Source organism: Alphaproteobacteria bacterium SS10 (genome assembly GCA_019192455.1).
Lineage (GTDB): Bacteria > Pseudomonadota > Alphaproteobacteria > TMED2 > TMED2 > TMED2.
The window spans coordinates 39,982-56,644 of the sequence record JAHCML010000005.1 but is presented as its reverse complement, the minus strand read 5'-3'; the positions used below and the strand labels follow the sequence as shown (position 1 = coordinate 56,644).

Annotated in this window: 20 protein-coding genes and 1 pseudogene; 13 read left to right on the top strand and 8 right to left on the bottom strand. The window is 58.3% G+C overall.

Annotated elements, in window-relative coordinates; genetic code table 11:
- The first annotated feature begins 45 nt into the window (after positions 1–45).
- The 5 genes and pseudogenes from KI792_09195 to KI792_09175 all read left to right on the top strand — a co-directional run bounded on the left by KI792_09195 (position 46) and on the right by KI792_09175 (position 3,888).
- On the top strand, positions 46–474 hold the full coding sequence (locus KI792_09195) for a hypothetical protein (protein ID MBV6633192.1): 429 nt from the start codon (positions 46–48) through the stop codon (positions 472–474).
- The gene (locus KI792_09190; GenBank protein ID MBV6633191.1) at positions 471–959 is read left to right on the top strand and encodes a hypothetical protein; all 489 of its coding nucleotides are present in this window, start codon (positions 471–473) and stop codon (positions 957–959) included. Before KI792_09195 ends, KI792_09190 begins: the two co-directional genes overlap by 4 nt.
- Positions 952–1,482, top strand: a complete 531-nt coding sequence (locus tag KI792_09185; protein MBV6633190.1) for a hypothetical protein — start codon at positions 952–954, stop codon at positions 1,480–1,482. The genes KI792_09190 and KI792_09185 overlap by 8 nt, the downstream gene beginning before the upstream one ends.
- A 62-nt stretch (positions 1,483–1,544) precedes the next feature.
- Positions 1,545–3,140, top strand: a complete 1,596-nt coding sequence (locus KI792_09180) for a head-tail connector protein (GenBank protein ID MBV6633189.1) — start codon at positions 1,545–1,547, stop codon at positions 3,138–3,140.
- A gap of 11 nt (positions 3,141–3,151) precedes the next feature.
- A pseudogene (locus KI792_09175) lies at positions 3,152–3,888 on the top strand (hypothetical protein).
- Between the two features lie 19 nt (positions 3,889–3,907).
- Here the strand turns inward: KI792_09175 and KI792_09170 are convergent.
- Positions 3,908–4,588: an FkbM family methyltransferase gene (locus KI792_09170; GenBank protein ID MBV6633188.1), complete on the bottom strand. Its 681-nt coding sequence runs from the start codon at positions 4,586–4,588 to the stop codon at positions 3,908–3,910.
- A gap of 155 nt (positions 4,589–4,743) precedes the next feature.
- On the opposite strand from KI792_09170, the gene KI792_09165 reads away from it, so the two are divergent.
- Positions 4,744–5,157, top strand: a complete 414-nt coding sequence (locus KI792_09165; GenBank protein MBV6633187.1) for a DUF2384 domain-containing protein — start codon at positions 4,744–4,746, stop codon at positions 5,155–5,157.
- Positions 5,154–5,864 carry an RES family NAD+ phosphorylase gene (locus tag KI792_09160; GenBank protein ID MBV6633186.1) on the top strand — a complete coding sequence of 237 codons (711 nt, stop codon included), beginning with the start codon at positions 5,154–5,156 and terminating at the stop codon, positions 5,862–5,864. The genes KI792_09165 and KI792_09160 overlap by 4 nt, the downstream gene beginning before the upstream one ends.
- 11 nt (positions 5,865–5,875) lie before the next feature.
- Here KI792_09160 and KI792_09155 read toward each other — a convergent pair whose 3' ends face one another.
- Both KI792_09155 and KI792_09150 read right to left on the bottom strand, forming a co-directional pair.
- Positions 5,876–6,937 carry a permease gene (locus tag KI792_09155; GenBank protein MBV6633185.1) on the bottom strand — a complete coding sequence of 354 codons (1,062 nt, stop codon included), beginning with the start codon at positions 6,935–6,937 and terminating at the stop codon, positions 5,876–5,878.
- Complete coding sequence (locus KI792_09150; GenBank protein MBV6633184.1) at positions 6,934–7,263, bottom strand: winged helix-turn-helix transcriptional regulator; 330 nt, start codon at positions 7,261–7,263, stop codon at positions 6,934–6,936. Before KI792_09150 ends, KI792_09155 begins: the two co-directional genes overlap by 4 nt.
- A gap of 104 nt (positions 7,264–7,367) precedes the next feature.
- Between KI792_09150 and KI792_09145 the strand changes: the two genes are divergently transcribed.
- From KI792_09145 to KI792_09125, 5 genes are all read left to right on the top strand, one after another.
- Positions 7,368–8,399 carry an isochorismatase family protein gene (locus KI792_09145; protein ID MBV6633183.1) on the top strand — a complete coding sequence of 344 codons (1,032 nt, stop codon included), beginning with the start codon at positions 7,368–7,370 and terminating at the stop codon, positions 8,397–8,399.
- 13 nt (positions 8,400–8,412) lie between these two features.
- A complete protein-coding gene (locus KI792_09140; GenBank protein MBV6633182.1) occupies positions 8,413–9,762 on the top strand; it encodes an aspartate aminotransferase family protein in 1,350 nt (449 codons plus the stop codon).
- The gene (locus KI792_09135) at positions 9,759–10,544 is read left to right on the top strand and encodes a 3-keto-5-aminohexanoate cleavage protein (GenBank protein MBV6633181.1); all 786 of its coding nucleotides are present in this window, start codon (positions 9,759–9,761) and stop codon (positions 10,542–10,544) included. Before KI792_09140 ends, KI792_09135 begins: the two co-directional genes overlap by 4 nt.
- A gap of 9 nt (positions 10,545–10,553) precedes the next feature.
- A complete protein-coding gene (locus tag KI792_09130; protein MBV6633180.1) occupies positions 10,554–11,411 on the top strand; it encodes an alpha/beta hydrolase in 858 nt (285 codons plus the stop codon).
- Positions 11,408–12,022 carry a hypothetical protein gene (locus tag KI792_09125; protein MBV6633179.1) on the top strand — a complete coding sequence of 205 codons (615 nt, stop codon included), beginning with the start codon at positions 11,408–11,410 and terminating at the stop codon, positions 12,020–12,022. Before KI792_09130 ends, KI792_09125 begins: the two co-directional genes overlap by 4 nt.
- On the opposite strand, the gene KI792_09120 is transcribed toward KI792_09125, so the two are convergent.
- From KI792_09120 to KI792_09100, 5 genes are all read right to left on the bottom strand, one after another.
- The gene (locus KI792_09120) at positions 12,019–12,324 is read right to left on the bottom strand and encodes an antibiotic biosynthesis monooxygenase (protein MBV6633178.1); all 306 of its coding nucleotides are present in this window, start codon (positions 12,322–12,324) and stop codon (positions 12,019–12,021) included. The two genes, KI792_09125 and KI792_09120, sit on opposite strands and share 4 nt — an antisense overlap.
- A 16-nt stretch (positions 12,325–12,340) precedes the next feature.
- On the bottom strand, positions 12,341–13,468 hold the full coding sequence (locus KI792_09115; GenBank protein ID MBV6633177.1) for a methyltransferase domain-containing protein: 1,128 nt from the start codon (positions 13,466–13,468) through the stop codon (positions 12,341–12,343).
- Positions 13,469–13,480: 12 nt separating this feature from the next.
- Positions 13,481–14,176, bottom strand: coding sequence for a glutathione S-transferase family protein (locus KI792_09110; GenBank protein MBV6633176.1), 696 nt, complete (start codon positions 14,174–14,176; stop codon positions 13,481–13,483).
- Between the two features lie 147 nt (positions 14,177–14,323).
- Positions 14,324–14,668 carry a DUF393 domain-containing protein gene (locus tag KI792_09105; GenBank protein MBV6633175.1) on the bottom strand — a complete coding sequence of 115 codons (345 nt, stop codon included), beginning with the start codon at positions 14,666–14,668 and terminating at the stop codon, positions 14,324–14,326.
- Positions 14,669–14,747: 79 nt separating this feature from the next.
- Positions 14,748–15,374 (bottom strand): hypothetical protein, encoded by a 627-nt coding sequence (locus KI792_09100; protein MBV6633174.1) that lies wholly within the window; start codon positions 15,372–15,374, stop codon positions 14,748–14,750.
- A 240-nt stretch (positions 15,375–15,614) separates the two neighbouring features.
- Here KI792_09100 and KI792_09095 point away from each other — a divergent pair, with 240 nt between their 5' ends.
- Positions 15,615–16,430 (top strand): hypothetical protein, encoded by an 816-nt coding sequence (locus KI792_09095; GenBank protein MBV6633173.1) that lies wholly within the window; start codon positions 15,615–15,617, stop codon positions 16,428–16,430.
- Positions 16,431–16,663: the final 233 nt, after the last annotated feature.

The window sequence follows — 16,663 nt, the reverse complement described above, 5'->3', positions numbered from 1 at the left end:
AGGCGCTGCAATAAGGCATTTATTCCTATTTGGAGACTTACTCGTATGTCATCAGCACTTTCTACCCCTAAGACCCCTTCTAAACCGTCAATACACGACAATACAACTTATAAGAATAAGTTCTTATCAAAATCTTCTTATACGGGTGCCGAGACCCTGGAATTCACCGATGCCGAGGAGGCATGGTTCTGGTTCATCGCCGCCTATGAGGCACGGCAGAGCGGCGCCCGCATCGTGGCCGGTGCTGGCAGCCTACCCCGCCCTTGCGAGCCCCTCGACATCCTCCGGGTGGTTGATCGCCTGTATCGACAACGCCGCCTGTTTGCCGACCATCTGCGCGTCCTGAACTTCTACGGCCGTCGGGGCAGCCCACCAGACCCACGCCGGGATCGCGAGCGTAAAGCTTACGGCCTTTGGCAAGAGGCACTGATGCGCATTGAACCAATGCTGCGGATGAAGGGCATCGTGCCATGAGCGCGGCCAGCAGTCAGGAACCGCAACCACGCATCTTCATCGTGTTCTCAGGTGAGACTGAGCTGCGCTGGCTGCGCATCCTCAAGCCGGGCTTCCGCCACTGCTTCGCCCTGATCGATAACGGACGCCATTGGACGGTGTTTGAGCCGCTCTCGGGCTATTTCGAGGTCCAATCCCTGGATGTGTCGAGCAGTGTTGATCTGCCCCTGCTCTATGCCGCCAACCCACAGATGACAGTGATTGAGGCAGAGCACGTAACCCGCCCAGCCTCGCAAGCACCGCCCGCCATTCTGTCCTGTGTTGAGGCGGTCAAACGGCTAATTGGCCTGCATAACCCGCTGATTGTTACCCCCTACCAGCTGTTCCGGCATCTGCAACGCCAACAGAACGCCAGCATCTCAGCGGGTCAGGCACTTCTGCCGACACCGCACCCAGCACGAACCCCCATCCCCGCCTTAGCGTCAGGAGATCACCACCATGGGTAGTCTATTTTCCCGATCCAGCCCGGTTAACCCCGTCCAGTTGATCGCGCCCGAACCAGCGCCGCAGCTGCCACCCGTTACCCCGCAACTTGAGCCACTGCCGCCCGTTATGCCGACCCCACCGGCACAACCGGCCCCTGTTTTGGCACCACTGCCGCCACCAACGCCGCCAGCCCTACCCCGGTTGCCACAGCTGGACTTACAAACCCGGCTCAACAACCTGCAGCAGCTCTCATCAACTAGTGGCGGCTCCTCTAGCAGCAGCTTCGGCGGTGGCTCTACGGTGGCGCCTAGCGCATCACCGAGCCCCAGCCCCGTCTCAACACCGATCAGTACCCCGGCCAGCCCGGCCACGAATAGCGATAGTGGCACGGGTAGTGAGGGCAGCGGTGACGCTGACACCGACAAGATCATCAACCTCCTTGATCAGCGTCGCAGCCGGTTCGGCACGATCCTCACTGGCTCCACCGGTGTGCTGACCCTCAATGATCTGGTGCCCCAGCGCCTAACCCTGCTTGGGGAGTGAGCGCGATGAACCGGCTCGACACACCACTAACAGAGGCCACGGCCCATACCGGGCCACCCCTCATGCTAATAGATGGCGGGGAAGATGATTTCGCCCGCGCCGAACAGCTGAAAACCAGGTTTGAGGCTGCCCTAAAGCGGCGCCAGCCTTGGGAAGATCATTGGCAGGAATGCTATGACCTCACCCTGCCGCAGCGGGCGCAGTTTGGCGCTGGATCATCCGCCGGCTCTCGCCTCCATGATGACGTCTATGACGGCACCGCCGCCGATGCGGTCGATCAGCTGGCGGCCAGCCTGCTCGCCAATCTAACGCCGCCCTGGTCGCGCTGGTTTGGCATCGTGCCCGGCCCGGACCTACCGGTTGAGGAAGGCGAGCGGATTGCCCCTGCCCTCTCAAAGATCTCAGAGCGACTGCAGGCGCATTTCGATCGCTCAAACTTCGCGGTTGAGATGCACCAATGCTATCTCGATCTGGTCACCGGCGGCACCGCCTGCCTGGCGCTGGAGCCGGAGCAGCCGGGCGAGATGTCCGCCTTCCGCTTTACCGCCGTACCCCTTGCCGATTTGGTTCTGGAAGAGGGGCCAACCGGCCGCCTGGACGTCACCTTTAGGCGGCTGGAGCTAACGGCCGAGCAGTTCACCACCCGTTTCCCAACCCAACCGCTGCCCAAAGTGCTCGCCGATGATAAGGCTGGCACAGCACGCACGGCGGTGATTGAGGCGGTGACACCCGACGGCCCCGCCTATCGCCATGAGGTAATCCTGGAAGAGGATGAGGCTGGCGGGCCCGTGCTGCTGGCCAGCCGCCGTCAGGCTGAAAGCCCGTTTATCAACTTCCGCTGGCTGAAGGCCCCTGGTGAAATCTATGGCCGGTCCCCGGTCATGAAGTCCCTGCCGGACATCAAGACCGCGAATAAGGTCGTTGAGCTGATCCTCAAAAACGCCTCCATCGCCGTGACCGGCATTTGGCAGGCGGAGGATGATGGCGTCCTAAACCCCGCCACGGTTGAGTTGGTGCCAGGTGCCATCATTCCAAAGGCAGTCGGCTCCGCCGGTCTATCGCCACTCGATATGCCGGGTCGGTTTGATGTCTCCCAACTCGTCCTCGATGATCTACGCAATCGCATTCGCCATGGCCTGTTGATTGACCGGCTGGCCGCCATGGATGCAAGGCGGATGACAGCGACGGAGGTGCTGGAGCAGTCAGCCGAGATGGCCCGCATCCTAGGCGCCACCTATGGCCGTCTGCAGTCAGAGTTGCTGACCCCGCTAATCCTGCGCGCGGTTGATATCCTGCGCAGCCGGGGCGAGGTGGCGGATATCCCAATCGACGGGCGCCTCGTCACCCTCGACCACCTATCACCCCTGGCCCAGGCACAGGCGCAACGCGCCGTGCAATCCACCCTCACCTGGTTGGAGGCGGCCAGCGCCCTAGGCCCGCAAGGCCAGGCGGTGATCGATACCGCCGCCGCCGCCCGTTGGCTCGGCAAGACCTTAGGTGTGCCGCCTGACCTGATGCGCGATCCCGCCTCAATGCAGGCCGATCTGACCACCCTTGCGGCGCAGCGTGCCGGGCTTCAGCGACCAGTGCCACCAACTGCGCCGACCCCACCAGCTCAACCAACCCCAATCACCCCCGCTTCCCCAAGCCAAGCATAGGAATGAACCCCATGTCTGAGACCCTGCTTCCCAACACCCTGCCACCGGCACCCCAAGTCCCCGCGCTGCCCGAGCCAGACAGTGCGGCACCAAGCGGCCCACCACCTGGCGTACCCGCCAAGTTCTGGAACCCTGAGACCCAGGAAATCCGCGTCGATGCCCTGCTCAAATCCTATCTGGAGCTTGAGCGCAAATTGTCAGAAACCGCCCGACCCGGGCCCCGGCCAGCGCCACCGACTACGCGATCAGCGTGCCCAACGGCCTGTTTGAGCCGGACCCGGATATCAACCAACGCCTCTTTGATGCGGGTTTTAGCCCAGACCAGGCGCAAACCGTCTACGACCTCGCCGCAGAATACGTCCTGCCGCTGATCCGTGAGATGGCAGCCGAGTTCCAGGCTGAGCGTGAGCTCGAGCGTCTGGTCGAACGTTTCGGTGGTGAGGCCAAGTGGCGTGAGATTTCCCGCCAGATCCTCGCCTGGGCGCGCAAGGAAATGCCAGAGCCTGTGGTTGAAGCGCTTTCCTCCACCGAGGCAGGCATCATCGCCATGTATCAGATGATGACCAGCGGTGGTAAACCCGGCGAGGCGATTAACCCAGGCGCCATTGCCGCCCGCACCCAGGGTGCCGGCCCCAGCGGCAACCCGGATCTGGACACCATGATCCGCGATCCCCGTTACTGGCGGGAGAAGGACCCAAGCTTCATCGCCCAGGTCACCGACGGCTTCAAACGCAAATATGGCGCCTAATGATCCCAGGGGGTCCCGTTCAACCGGGATCCCCAGCCGCCCATCTGGCATAGATGTCGCCGGAGTTGGCGGCGATGGGCAGCGCCATGATCTCGGCCTTCATCGCCGCACCATCGATCCATTGCTCATGCCTAAGCTTGTGCTCCTCGCCCAGACTAAGGTTGAACATGTACCCATCCAGATGATCGATGCAGGCAGCGGCGACATCCCGTTGAATGGTGGTGAACTCGAAGGATAGGGCTGGCACGGGTTGGCTAAGGCCAGACAGCGCCGCCAGCTCATACCCCTCCACATCAATCTTGATGAAGTGGGGCCGGCCATGGGCCTCAATCAGCTGGTCAATGGTAATGACCGGCACCTTGATCACCTGATCCCAAACCTGCCCCTGCCATTGTTCAGCCGTGGCGGAGGCTGTGATCAAATCGGGCGATACGGTTGAGACGGTCGGGTTGGCCGTATTCAGGTGGAGGGCAATCTCCCCCACCGCATCACCCACCGCGGCCTGATAGAGGCTAACCCGCTGCTCGCGCCCATAGAGTAATTGCAACGCCCGAAACACCGAGGGTTGCGGCTCCACCGTCACCACCGAGGCGCCGAGCTTTAGAAAACTAGCCGTCCGATCCCCCACATGGGCACCCAGGTCAAAAGCCAGCATCCCCGGCTGCACGAACGCGGCATTCAGCCGATCCATCCGCGCCATACGATCCGCATCGCGGTAGTAGATATCCAGCGACCGGCCAATAGCAGCTGCTTTCGTCGAGCGTGATCGCGGCGGCGCTTTTATCGGCAATGTGCTGGTCCAGAATTTGTCATTTGATACAAAAATACCTATATTACACCAATAGGAGCCATGCCATGCTTATCGAACGAACCAAGACAGCCCATGATCCAACGGCGGTTGAGATCACCGATAGTGAGGCCATGGCGATGGCCCGCGCCGCATTAAACCTGTTTAGCAAATGGGGACTGAGTGATAGCGAGGCGCGAGCACTTTTGGGGGGCGTAAGCAGCAGCACGTATAATCGCTGGAAGACAGGAAGCATTGGTCGTATCAGTGCGGATCTGGCCACCAGATTATCCATCTTAATGGGCATTCATAAAGGTCTTGGATATTTGTTTAGCGACCGGGTTCGCCGATATAGATGGGTAAAGCGCCCCAACAAGGCATTTTCGGGACGCACACCGCTTGAGGTTATGACCGAGGGCAACTCGATGTTCTCTTTAATGCGCGTTCGCACATATCTTGATGCTGAACGAGGCGGCTGGTGAGCGGCGCTGGGGCCGACGGGCAGTCCATCACCAAGGTCAATTGGCCGCGCGCAGTGCGGGTTATCTATTCGATATATCCCCCGATTGATCTGTTTGAAGATATCGCCGATCCCGAGGATTGGGATGCCATTGCCTCAGCAGAGGCCAAAACCAATCCACGCTTAGTTGAGCGTATTGGTAGACTCGATTTAGTGCCCCCTGAACGCCGAGTAGGCGGTACTGGCGCGAGTTATCTAATGGCCCCATTCGTACATTGTAGCACCGACCGACCCGGTCGCTTTACCGATGGCAACTTCGGGATTTACAGCACGGGCAATAGCGACGAGGTGGCCATTCGTGAAGTCGCTTACCATCACGGCCTTGCCATGGCCGATAGCCAAGAGGAGCCTGGCTGGACTGCCCAATTCAGGCAATTGGTCGGCGCAATAGATACGGACCTAGTCGACCTTCGCGGAAAGGACGAGTTTCACAAACCGGATGATTACCATCTGCCACAGAAAATTGGTGCAACGCTAAGGCAGCAAGGCTTTAACGGCATCGTTTACGACAGTGTTAGATGTCCGGGTGGCGAATGTGCTGGTCTGTTTTGGCCTGATCTTATTGCACCGCCAAGGCAAGGCGATCACTATCGGTTCCATTGGGATGGCACACAGGTGGACCGCTTCATGATAGAGGGTAGCAACGATGTATTCTCGCTGATCGACTAACGCTCTGCACGCTAACCCACCCAAAGCTGGAACAGAATGCCGCTTACAAGAGAGCCACTCAGGGCCAGGGCGATATAGAGGGCGAAGACGTGTTTCTTCACCAGCGCCCAGACCGCGATGGCGGCTGGGAGTGAGGTGACCCCGCCGGCCACCAGGAAGGCGAGGCCGGCACCGGGGGCCATGCCCTGCTCGATCAGGCCACCGACCAGTGGCAGGGCAGCATAGCCGTTGAGATAGGCCGGCACCCCCACCAGAGTCGCGATGGCGATTGGCTGAATGCCCTCGCCACCAACGGCTTGGCTGACCAGATCCGCAGGCAGATAGGCGAGCATCAGGCTTTCCAGGATGAAGGCGAGGACTAGCCACTTGGCAAGAAACAGCGTGGTCTTGACGACCTCCTTCCGGCCCTTCTCAACCCGCGCGCTGTCTTCCCAGAAGCGCCAGACCACCGGCTTTACCTCCCGAACCTTTGAGCCACCGCAGCCCCCATTGCCAACGCCGTCACGCAACGGGTCCTGCAAGCCACCGGCGCCTGCCAGCATATGCACGGTGATGCCGCCATAAAGGCCAAGGGCAATCGCCGTCACGGTCTTGGCCACGGCAAACTCATACCCAATGACACCCGTGGTCAGCACGAACATCGAGGGGTCCATGATCGGCGAGGCAAGCCAGAATGCCATTACGGCAGATAGCGGGACACCCATGGCCAGAAGGGCGGCGATGAGTGGAATGACACCGCAGGAGCAGAAGGGCGACAGCCCCCCAGCAATGGCGGCGATCAGGATCATGGCATAGGGCGAGCCGGTGAAGGCCCGCGCGATTAACCCATCGGCGCCGGTTGCCCCGGCATAGGCCGCAATGACGATCGAGAGCAGCAGATAGGGCGAGACATCCAGCAGGTTGACCGTCGCAAAGCTCGCACTCTCCCAAGACTGTGTCGGGGAGAAGATGGCAAGGGCGACCAGGATCGTGGCGGAGACCATCCAGACCCGCTGTTCACTAACCCATCGGGTCAACCGGCGGCCAAGCGGTTCAATTGTCTCATTCTTTGGTTCAAGTGAGATATCGGTCATGCCGCATCCTCTTCCCCTGCGTTCCCTTGCCCCGTGTCGAAACCGGCGCAGCACTCATCGGTGAGAAACGCGATCGTGCCGCGCATCACATGGAAATCCACCCGGTTAATGATTTGCCGGCCCTGCCGCTCCTGCACCACCAACTCACACTCAACCAGGGCGGCCAAATGATGGGCCAGGGTTGAGGGCGGCTGGCCCAAATGGGCGCCGATCTGGCCCACATTCAAGCCGTCATCCCCCGCCCGGGTCAACAGGCGATAAATGGCAAGGCGGGTCTCATGACCCAGGGCTGCGAGGCAGCCGGCATATTCAGCGTTTGTGCTCATGATGCTCAATATAACTATAAAACTAGTTTTATCAAGATATGGTTTTGCTGCCCCCATCATTCAGGTTGCGATACACTCGTTTTATCGGGGAGTTAGAGGACCGAATGACAGCGCTGATGGATATGGCACGGGGGATTGATCAGCCATCGCATAAGGATGGCTCGGTCGGCCTTGTGGTCGATATCGGCGCTGATGGTCTTGCCAAGATGGAGCGCCATGACGCCCAGGCTTACCTCGACCGGCTGGGCACCCAACTGGGTCAGATGCGCGACCAGGGCACGCCCGTGGTCTGGATCCAGATGGGGCCTGAGAACGCCCTCCATGATGTGCGCCCCGGTGCCGATGGACGGCAGAATGATCCAGCACAGCTCGAAGAACTCGGCTTTATGCGCGATGGTAGAGCGCCCGGCGATAGCAGCCCAGCGGCCGTTGAACGGGATGCCGAGGCGCAGCAGATGATGGACAGCTTCATGGCCGCCCATGGGCCCAAGGCTGGGGACACCATCGCCACGAAGTATTTTAAGAGCCCGTTTATGAAGCCCGCTGACTACCAGGGTGAGGCGCGGGCGGGCCTGCGCGCGAGCGTGGCGGCGGATTACGATACGGACAGATATCCACTACCCGGGGCCGATGCCTTTCAAGGGCCAGACCTGGTTGATCATTTGCGCCAAGACGGGCTGACCAAACCAATCATCATGGGCGGCATGTCCAACCACTGCATTACCGAGGCCGCCGTCGATGGGCGTTGGAAGGGCTTCGACACGAGCGTTGCTAGTGATCTTGTGATCAGCTGGGAAGATCCCAATGCCGGCAATAGGCCAGAGGACCGGATCATCTGGCGCGAGGGCTTCAGCGACCCGGATGCTGCCAACGCCTTCCATGCTGGCCGGGTCCAGGATGCCGTCAGCGATATTCAGTCAGTGGCGGCACAACGCGACATGCCAGATACGGTTGCGACATCACTCTCAACCATTCCGATAGGGTCTAGTGATACCCTGATTGAACAAGCCAAACTTGAGAACCCAGCATCGCTGGCTGCCAATGCCCTGCATGAACGCCGTGTGGCCAAGGCCATTGGCAGTGAACAGATTAACGCCGTTGAGGCACCCAGCCCACGGACAGCACAGAACACCTAACAACCTGAAACCAATGCTCGACCGCCCCAAACCGTCACCCGCCTCCCACGTCTTCCCGCNCCATACCAAAGCGAAGCTGCCCACCGCCATGCGCGGCGATGGGGTCTATCTCTATGATGCTGAGGGGAATCAATATCTGGATGGGTCCGGTGGGGCGGCGGTGTCCTGCCTTGGCCATAGCGATGCCGAGGTGATTGCCGCGATCCAGGCACAGGTCGGGCAGGTTGCCTATGCCCATACCAGCTACTTCACCAGCGAACCGGCCGAACAGCTGGCGGATAAACTGATCGACCATGCCCCGACGGGGATTGAGCGGGTCTACTTCACCTCTGGCGGGTCGGAGGCGATGGAGGCCGCGTTGAAGCTTGCCCGGCAATATCATCTGGAACGTGGGGAGCCGGGGCGCCGCCACTTCATTGCACGGCGGCAAAGCTATCACGGCAATACGCTTGGCGCGCTGGCTGTCGGCGGCAATCAATGGCGTAGGGACCCGTTTGAGCCATTGCTGATTGAGGCGCATCACATCGCCTCCTGCTACGCCTATCGCGACCAGCAGCCAGAGGAGAGTGAGGCCGAGTATGGTCACCGCGTCGCGGATGAGCTGGAGACCAAGCTGCAAGAGCTGGGGCCCGAAACGGTCATCGGCTTTATCGCCGAGCCAGTGGTCGGTGCGACCTTGGGCGCAGTGCCAGCCGTGCCTGGCTACTTCAAACGCATCCGCGAGATCTGTGATCGCCACGGCATCCTAATGATCCTGGATGAGGTGATGTGCGGCATGGGCCGAACCGGCAGCCTGTTCGCCTGTGAGCAGGATGGCGTGGCCCCGGATATGATCGCCATCGCCAAGGGGCTTGGCGCCGGATACCAACCGATTGGCGCCGCACTTTGTACGGGTGAGATTTACCGCACGATTGAGGACGGCAGCGGCCTGTTCCAACATGGCCATACCTATATCGGTCACCCCACCGCCTGTGCCGCTGGCCTCGCCGTGATGGCCAAGCTAACTGATGGCGGCCTCACCAAGCGGGCGGCCACAATGGGGGCGAAACTGCGCGCTGGCCTAGACCAGGCCTTTGGCCAGCATCCGCATATCGGCGATATCCGTGGGCGCGGCATGTTTATCGGTCTGGAACTGGTGGCGGACCGAGAAACCAAAGCCGCCTTCGACCCCAGCCTCGGCATCAATAAGGCGGTTAAGCGAAACGCGTTTGAGGGTGGCCTTATGTGCTATCCCGCCGGGGGCACTATCGACGGCAAGCATGGCGACCACGTCCTGCTCGCCCCGCCCTTTATCTTTGAAGACAACCATGTTGATGAGCTGGTGACCAAGCTCGCCACAGCGATTGATAAATCCCTTCCATGACCCCACTGCCAAGCCTGATGGTGGCCCCCAACGGTGCCCGGCGCACCAAGGCGGACCACCCGGCCCTGCCCATCACCACTGACGAGATCATTATCGCGGCGAAGAACTGCTTTGCCGCCGGCGCCGATGGCCTGCACCTCCATATCCGGGATGCTGAAGGCAAGCACCTGCTCGATGTCGAACAGTACAGCGCGATCTTAAAGCTGCTGGCGGAAAAGGTGCCGCGCATGACGGTTCAGATTACGACCGAAGCGGTTGGTATCTATGACCCACCAGCCCAGCGCGCGGTAGCACTTGAGAGTGGTGCCGAGCTTGTCTCCGTCTCAATCCGGGAAATGATGCGTGAGCCGGATGAAGCCCCCGGCTTCTATGCTGCCTGTCATGAGCGGGGCATCGGGGTTCAGCACATTCTCTATGATCTGGATGATTACGATCTGCTGGCCAACACCCTGCCTAAGGAGCGGCTGACCGATCCGGCGTTGCAGCTGATCTATGTCCTCGGCCGATACACGGAAGGGCAGCAGAGTAACCCCGAGATGCTAACCCCCTTCCTCGACCGGCAACGTGCTTTGGGGCATGCGCCCGATTGGGCGGTCTGTGCCTTCGGGCAGGGCGAGACCGATTGCCTAGAGGCGGCGATCAAAGCAGGCGGCAAATGCCGGGTAGGCTTTGAGAACTCGCTTACCCATGCCGATGACAGCGAGGCAAAGGACAATGCCGAGCGGGTGGCCGTTATGGCGGGCATCATTGCCAAGCAGACCCTGATCAGGAAGCGTGGATGATCTAGTTCTATGCCCATGCTTCTCCGTTCCGCCCTTGCCGGGCTGCTTTTGCTGATGACCGCTTGTGAAGATGCCGGCCTTGCAGCCGTCAACATCCCGACACGACTGGCGGAGGTTGAGGAGACCTTCAACACGACCTTCGACCCCGTGGAGAAGCTGGCCCTGGACATCTACCGGCCAAGTGGGGACCCAGCGGGCAAGCTGCCGGTGATCATCTTCTTCTATGGCGGGTCCTGGCAGACCGGAGCGCGGGCGGAGTACCGGTTTGTTGGCAGCGAGATGGCCGCTAAGGGCTTCATCACCGTTATTCCCGATTACCGAAAATCACCGGCCCATCGTTTCCCAGCCTTTGCCGAGGATGGCGCCAAGGCCGTTGCCTGGGTGATGGATAATCTGGATGCCCTAGGCGGCGGCGATGTCTATCTGATGGGGCATTCGGCGGGCGCCCATATCGCCGCCACCCTGGCCGTGAACCCGGAATTTCTGGCCGCCCATGATCTGGCACCCAAACAACTGGCCGGGGTTATTGGCCTCGCCGGTCCCTATGATTTCACCCCGCGTGATGATGATATCGTTGCCGTCTTTGTTGGCGCTCCCACTAGCGCCACCCACCTGGCGGGGCAGGTGACACGGGATGTCCCGCCCATGCTGCTGCAATGGGGTGAGGCGGATGATCTGGTCGGGCCGCAGAACCATGAACGCCTGGCCGCTGCCCTGGCTAAAAACAATGTCTGCTATCAGGTCAAAACCTATGAGGGGTTAGGCCATATCGACCTAATCAGCGCGTTCAGCTGGATCTACCGTGACCACCGCCCGGTGCGGGATGAAACGGTCGCCTTCCTCAGAGATGGTTGCCCGTACCAATGAGCGATGGCACCCGCCCGGCCTTCAATCCCGGTATGACCGGCGATCAGTTTCTCGGCTGGTATTGGGAGAAGGAGATGCTGGAGACCATCTGCGAAACCCTCCAGCTATCCAGGGCTGGCAGTAAGGCTGAGCTTCGTCATCGGATAGCGGCCCGGTTGGATGGTCAGAGTGAGGAACGACCCACCACCAAGCCAACCCAACAGACCAACCGCATCAATTGGTCCAAGGCAGCGCTCACCGGAGGTGAGATCATTGATGACCAGATTAGCTTTGGCCCGAATGTCCGCGGGTTCTTCAAGGCGGAGATTGGCAAAGGCTTTACCTGCTCGGGTGAGTTCATGGCCTGGGTCAGGGCGCATCCGGGGTATAGCCTGAATGACGCGATTGCAGCCTGGTACGAGATTGAAGCGCGGAACCGTGCCGCCCCTGACCAGAAGCCGATCGCCAAGCACAACAACTACCTACGCTACCTACGTGCATTCAAAGCGGCCAATCCTGAACTGACCCAGGATGATGGTAAGCGATGCTGGAAGGCTAAGAAGCTTCGGCCAACTGGTCCTGACGGTTATGTACAGTATGGGGATGGCGATCTAGCCGCCCTGGACGACTAATCCGCCTTGGTCGTGATTGTGTAATGCCGGGGAATCCGCTCGGTTACCTGGAACCAAGCTGACTGTTTGGTCCGTTCCTGATGGGCATCGAAGGCTTGCTGGTTCTCAAAGACTTCAGCCACCGAGAACCGACCTGGCGGGTCATCCTGCTCCACCACGTCAAATGACAGACAGCCCGGCTCTGCCCGGGTCAGGGCGATGTGCTCATCCAGCGCATCGCGAACCGCTGTCAGGCGATCCGCCGGCACATCGATATGGCCGGTAAGGTAGACGCGGCCCGCCGCCAATTCATCAGGGCTCATATTCGAACGCCGCGCCTCAAGACCCCGACCGCTTTTGGCCGAAGAAGCTATGAGATCCAAACGTGCCCGTGTGGCTATCCATAATCACATCTATCGGTAAGATTTCATGACGCTGGAAAAGCCTGAATACGCGACTCATGGGTAAATCATGCATATCCATAACCTGGCGTGATGAGCTCAAATAAGCCTCAATATCAAACTGGTATTCTGGCGTACTGGTTGGCAGTTGAAAATTAACAAACCCACCTTCATTCAGATTTCTAAATATTATATCCAGTATATACTCTTGAATTGGCGGCGGATTATGCTGCAGCACCATTAACGAATAAAAATAATCAAAATTTTCTAATTCACCAATCTGTTCTGGGTTGGATATAATTTTGAAATCGACATTATCTATATTATTTTTCTCTAGATGTTTTCTGCATATCTCTAGGTTCCCCGGTGAGATGTCGACCGCAATAACCCGATCAAACATCTTTGCCAATGTGGTGGTTAACCGTCCGACACCCGCGCCGAGCTCCAAGCAGACACCACCCTGAAAAGCCACGTCATTGCGGGCGTGGAGCTGTCTCAATTCCCGTTCTAGATCCTTCCCAGTGTCGTAGAAGCGTTGCCGCACCTCCTCATCAATCGCATCGCTTTTGTACTTCTCATCTGTCAGCACGGACCAATAGGGCTCGGCCTGACCAAGGTCACTCCATTGGGTGACTACTCTTTCAAACAATCGGTTGAATTGGTCCGGCGCTATATCGAGATCGAACCGGGGCTTTGGCTTGAGCGCTGGGCTGTGCCGCCGCAGATACTCAATATAGGCCCGGTGCAGCAGCTCTGGTGATCGACGGAAGGATTCGAGCAAATCAGAGACGCTCGACGTCCCCGCAACCCTGGCCGCAACGACATCATCGTTCTCTGGCTCACGCTTTAGCAGGGCGCGGTAGCAGTCGCGGACTAACTCTGGCGTCACCGCCTTGAATTCACTGGTTCCCGCCTTGCGCGCCTCAGAGATGATCCAGTCATTCTCCACATCGTTCTCATCCGGCTCGCGAAGCTGATGCCGGGCCATCCAACCCTCGCGGAACGCCGCGCGGATTATTGCCGCAACATCACCTTTAGCAGAACCAGCCTTGGTTTCGTCACTCATGGCCAAACCCGATCAAGCGGCACAACGGGCGGGGGCGTTGCGGCCTAAACCGTCATAGAGGTCCAGAACACGACCACGCCATTGGGCAACCGGATCATCGGCGGCCAGCAGCTCATCTGGTGAGGAACAGCGCGCCCATTGGAACGGGCCGAACAGCAGGTAGTCCCCATAATCTGGCGCATCACCGGCCAGAAACGGTTGCTTGGCAAGGACCGAGCGGAGCGGTGAGAGCATGGCGTAGAACTCCTCCGCCGATGGCGCCAATTCACCTAGCTGCTCCAAGGTCATGCCGAACACCTTCTCCCGGGTTTCCCGGAAATAGGCGCGGTTCTCCTCAGCAATCACATCCTGCAGCGGCACCATCACCGACTTGGCAATCGCCGGGAACAGCACCTTGCCAATCCAGGCATCGAGAAAACGGATATGGGCCTTCGTCTCTGGGCCCGCGAACAGCATCGGGCAATCTGGATACGCCTCATCCAGATACTCAGCGATGGCCCAGCTATCATGGATCCACTTATCGCCATCAACGATCACCGGAACCTTGGGCTGGCCACTCTCGGCAATCGCCTCCTTTTCATGGAAGCGCCAGGGGATGGTCTCGAATGCCAGCCCCTTATGGGCGAGCGCCAGCTTGGTCCGCCAACAAAAAGGGCTAAACCGCATCTCCAAATCTTCACCGGCCAGGTCGTAGAGTTTGATGGTCATGGCAGTGTCTTCATTTTTGCGAGAACAGATTGCCACCACCCTAATCCCGAGACTGACCGGGTGCTAGCGCGTTCGCGTTGGGAACCAACGCTGTAGCAGCATTGTGAATGCGGTGCCCATGGGGCCGGGTGGAAACAGATTGGTGGATCAGGTTAGGGATCGTGCAAATTTTTGGATCTGCGGGCGGATATGGAGGAAGAGGCGATACAGCCGCTCCAGTACCCAGATAACCGGCCTAGGCCGGCACAGGACGGCCAGCCATTTCAGCCCCGGCGTTACCCGCCAGGTGGCGACAAACGCCTCAGCGCCGGAGAGCAGCCGACCATCGGTATCGCGCACATGAAACCGCGCCATGGCGGCCTCGGGCGTCAGATCGCCGGGTACATTAGCAGCCTCACTCACATCACACATGGCGGCCTCAATCCCCCGGCGCTCATACCAGGCGATCTCCTTACGACATAGGGGGCAAGACCCGTCGTAATAGACCTGCATTTGTTGCTGTTGGTCGGCTGGTTTGCTCATGCCACCAAGATAGGGGCGAATAAGCCGAAGACGAGGGGGTCGCGTTGACCTAGGGCCGCATGGGCCGACCGGTGCCGTCGGGTGCATCTGGCTTGGGTGCCGCCCCCTGCCGGTCAGCCTTGGGCGCTGGCATGGTCATGGGGTCGAACCCGGCTGCCTCCAACTGCTTATTGAAATAGTCGAGGCCTCGCTCGCGCAAATTCTGCGGGGAGAACTGTCCGGAGAATTCCGCGTCTAGCATCGCCAGCGCAACCCGACCGGCACCGGATAGGCCAACCACCTCATCCTTCTTCACGTCATAGAGCAGGGCAGCGCGGATGGAGGGCGCTTGAGCGCCAGCGGCATAGCCACCCTTCTGATCTTCGACGATTGAATCATGACGACCCTGAAATATGCCCATCTCATTGGAGATGGCACCGGCCTGAACGGCGGCCTGCGGGATCGCGGCCATGATGTCTTCAAGATATCCGAAGCTGGCCCGGACGCAGGGGAAGCGAAAACCACGCGCCTCATCGATGAAGGTCAGCCCCTCGGACATTCGAGCCAGATCGAGATACAGCGCCCGCCGTTCATCCGTCGCACTCCAATGGCTCTTATGGGTCGGCATCGCACTCAAGGCGATGGCGAAGTCAGCCTGGGTTAGCTCATCATCTTGCAAGGGATATCCGGTGGCCATGGCGCTGATCCTTGTAACCATAGTGTTTCGGGTATCCGTCGCGTTTACGCTCAACCAGTGAAAGCGGGAAAACAATTAGGACCGGGCAGATTGGCGCCTCAATCTCCCGGCGCCCATACCAGGCGAACTCCTTACGACGTAAGGGACAAGACCCATCGTAATAGACCTGCATTTATTGGTCGGTCGATGGCGGCTTTTTACCGTACTCTCTCTCATGGGAGGGAGATAGGCGCGGGATCAATGGCCACCGAAAACCTCACTGAGAACAACTACGTGATTGAGGATTCGTCGATGATTTCAGAGAAAGCAACTGATGATCAGATCTTACTCCTAAGCACAATACTGGGTTTCTTAGCCGACAGCCTTCCAAGATGGTGGTGCGACAATCGCAAAGCATACCAAATTGAAACGGGATATGTGTCGAGCGGCGAACGCGCATATTACCTTCTAGTAGAATACAACATAATAGAAAGTGATTTTGAAAAAGGAATATCCGAACAAATCATTGAATCAGATCTTATACATGAGCTGATAATTTCAATGCCAAATTTATCAGAACAAGATATTGATAGGTCTATTAATATAATACTGGAAAATTCCTACCAATTTGGCTGGGTGAGTAGCAGCATAGAATACTTTACACCCAATAATAATTTATATCGAAAATTGATGGAATCATTCAAAATAAATGATTTTGTACATAAAAAAGGGGACATGTACAAATGTAAAAACAAAATATCAGCCTATATGTTCATAAATTCATTATGGAAAAGACAAGAAATAGAAAATATAGAAAATAAAACCCAAAAAGAAATAAGCAAATTTGCCAAAAAAATCGTCAAATCAATGCCGAGCGAAATGCTCTCTCATCTAAAGAGTAGTATCGGCAAAATGAGCAGCGAGGATCTGGCTATCTACGTGCTCAAAAGATGGGATGGCATCAGAATGCTTGAGTGTGCACGACCAATTGAAGAATCTCTAGAGCTTCCTTGGCACCCTCGCGAGTTCAACGAGTCTATGCGGGAAGTTAGGAACTGGCTTATGCGGCAACGATAAAGCCATTGGCCAACCGACGCTAGGGCCGCTCGATGTAAATACATCGAATTTAAATTTGACTTACGATTAAAAAACGGTCATTTATCGGGCTATGCACGCTCTTATATATTATTATTGCAGTTAATTTTTAGCGCAGCGGGAAAATCCCGCTGCGGTGAGACTGCGTGCCAAATTCACACATCAAAATTAGTTACTCTTGGGTCGCTTTCCCCATGCGGCGCTGTAAACGCTGT

What these genes read in the sequence shown, in the direction of transcription:
- KI792_09195 (MBV6633192.1), top strand. Translation starts at nt 46, where the DNA reads ATGTCATCAGCACTTTCTACCCCTAAGACCCCTTCTAAACCGTCAATA.
- KI792_09190 (MBV6633191.1), top strand. Translation starts at nt 471, where the DNA reads ATGAGCGCGGCCAGCAGTCAGGAACCGCAACCACGCATCTTCATCGTG.
- KI792_09150 (MBV6633184.1), bottom strand. Translation starts at nt 7,263, where the DNA reads ATGAGCACAAACGCTGAATATGCCGGCTGCCTCGCAGCCCTGGGTCAT.
- KI792_09170 (MBV6633188.1), bottom strand. Translation starts at nt 4,588, where the DNA reads ATGGCGCGGATGGATCGGCTGAATGCCGCGTTCGTGCAGCCGGGGATG.
- KI792_09120 (MBV6633178.1), bottom strand. Translation starts at nt 12,324, where the DNA reads ATGAGCCCTGATGAATTGGCGGCGGGCCGCGTCTACCTTACCGGCCAT.
- KI792_09125 (MBV6633179.1), top strand. Translation starts at nt 11,408, where the DNA reads ATGAGCGATGGCACCCGCCCGGCCTTCAATCCCGGTATGACCGGCGAT.
- KI792_09165 (MBV6633187.1), top strand. Translation starts at nt 4,744, where the DNA reads ATGCTTATCGAACGAACCAAGACAGCCCATGATCCAACGGCGGTTGAG.
- KI792_09185 (MBV6633190.1), top strand. Translation starts at nt 952, where the DNA reads ATGGGTAGTCTATTTTCCCGATCCAGCCCGGTTAACCCCGTCCAGTTG.
- KI792_09130 (MBV6633180.1), top strand. Translation starts at nt 10,554, where the DNA reads ATGCCCATGCTTCTCCGTTCCGCCCTTGCCGGGCTGCTTTTGCTGATG.
- KI792_09095 (MBV6633173.1), top strand. Translation starts at nt 15,615, where the DNA reads ATGGCCACCGAAAACCTCACTGAGAACAACTACGTGATTGAGGATTCG.
- KI792_09115 (MBV6633177.1), bottom strand. Translation starts at nt 13,468, where the DNA reads ATGAGTGACGAAACCAAGGCTGGTTCTGCTAAAGGTGATGTTGCGGCA.
- KI792_09110 (MBV6633176.1), bottom strand. Translation starts at nt 14,176, where the DNA reads ATGACCATCAAACTCTACGACCTGGCCGGTGAAGATTTGGAGATGCGG.
- KI792_09105 (MBV6633175.1), bottom strand. Translation starts at nt 14,668, where the DNA reads ATGCAGGTCTATTACGACGGGTCTTGCCCCCTATGTCGTAAGGAGATC.
- KI792_09180 (MBV6633189.1), top strand. Translation starts at nt 1,545, where the DNA reads ATGCTAATAGATGGCGGGGAAGATGATTTCGCCCGCGCCGAACAGCTG.
- KI792_09135 (MBV6633181.1), top strand. Translation starts at nt 9,759, where the DNA reads ATGACCCCACTGCCAAGCCTGATGGTGGCCCCCAACGGTGCCCGGCGC.
- KI792_09100 (MBV6633174.1), bottom strand. Translation starts at nt 15,374, where the DNA reads ATGGCCACCGGATATCCCTTGCAAGATGATGAGCTAACCCAGGCTGAC.
- KI792_09155 (MBV6633185.1), bottom strand. Translation starts at nt 6,937, where the DNA reads ATGACCGATATCTCACTTGAACCAAAGAATGAGACAATTGAACCGCTT.
- KI792_09145 (MBV6633183.1), top strand. Translation starts at nt 7,368, where the DNA reads ATGACAGCGCTGATGGATATGGCACGGGGGATTGATCAGCCATCGCAT.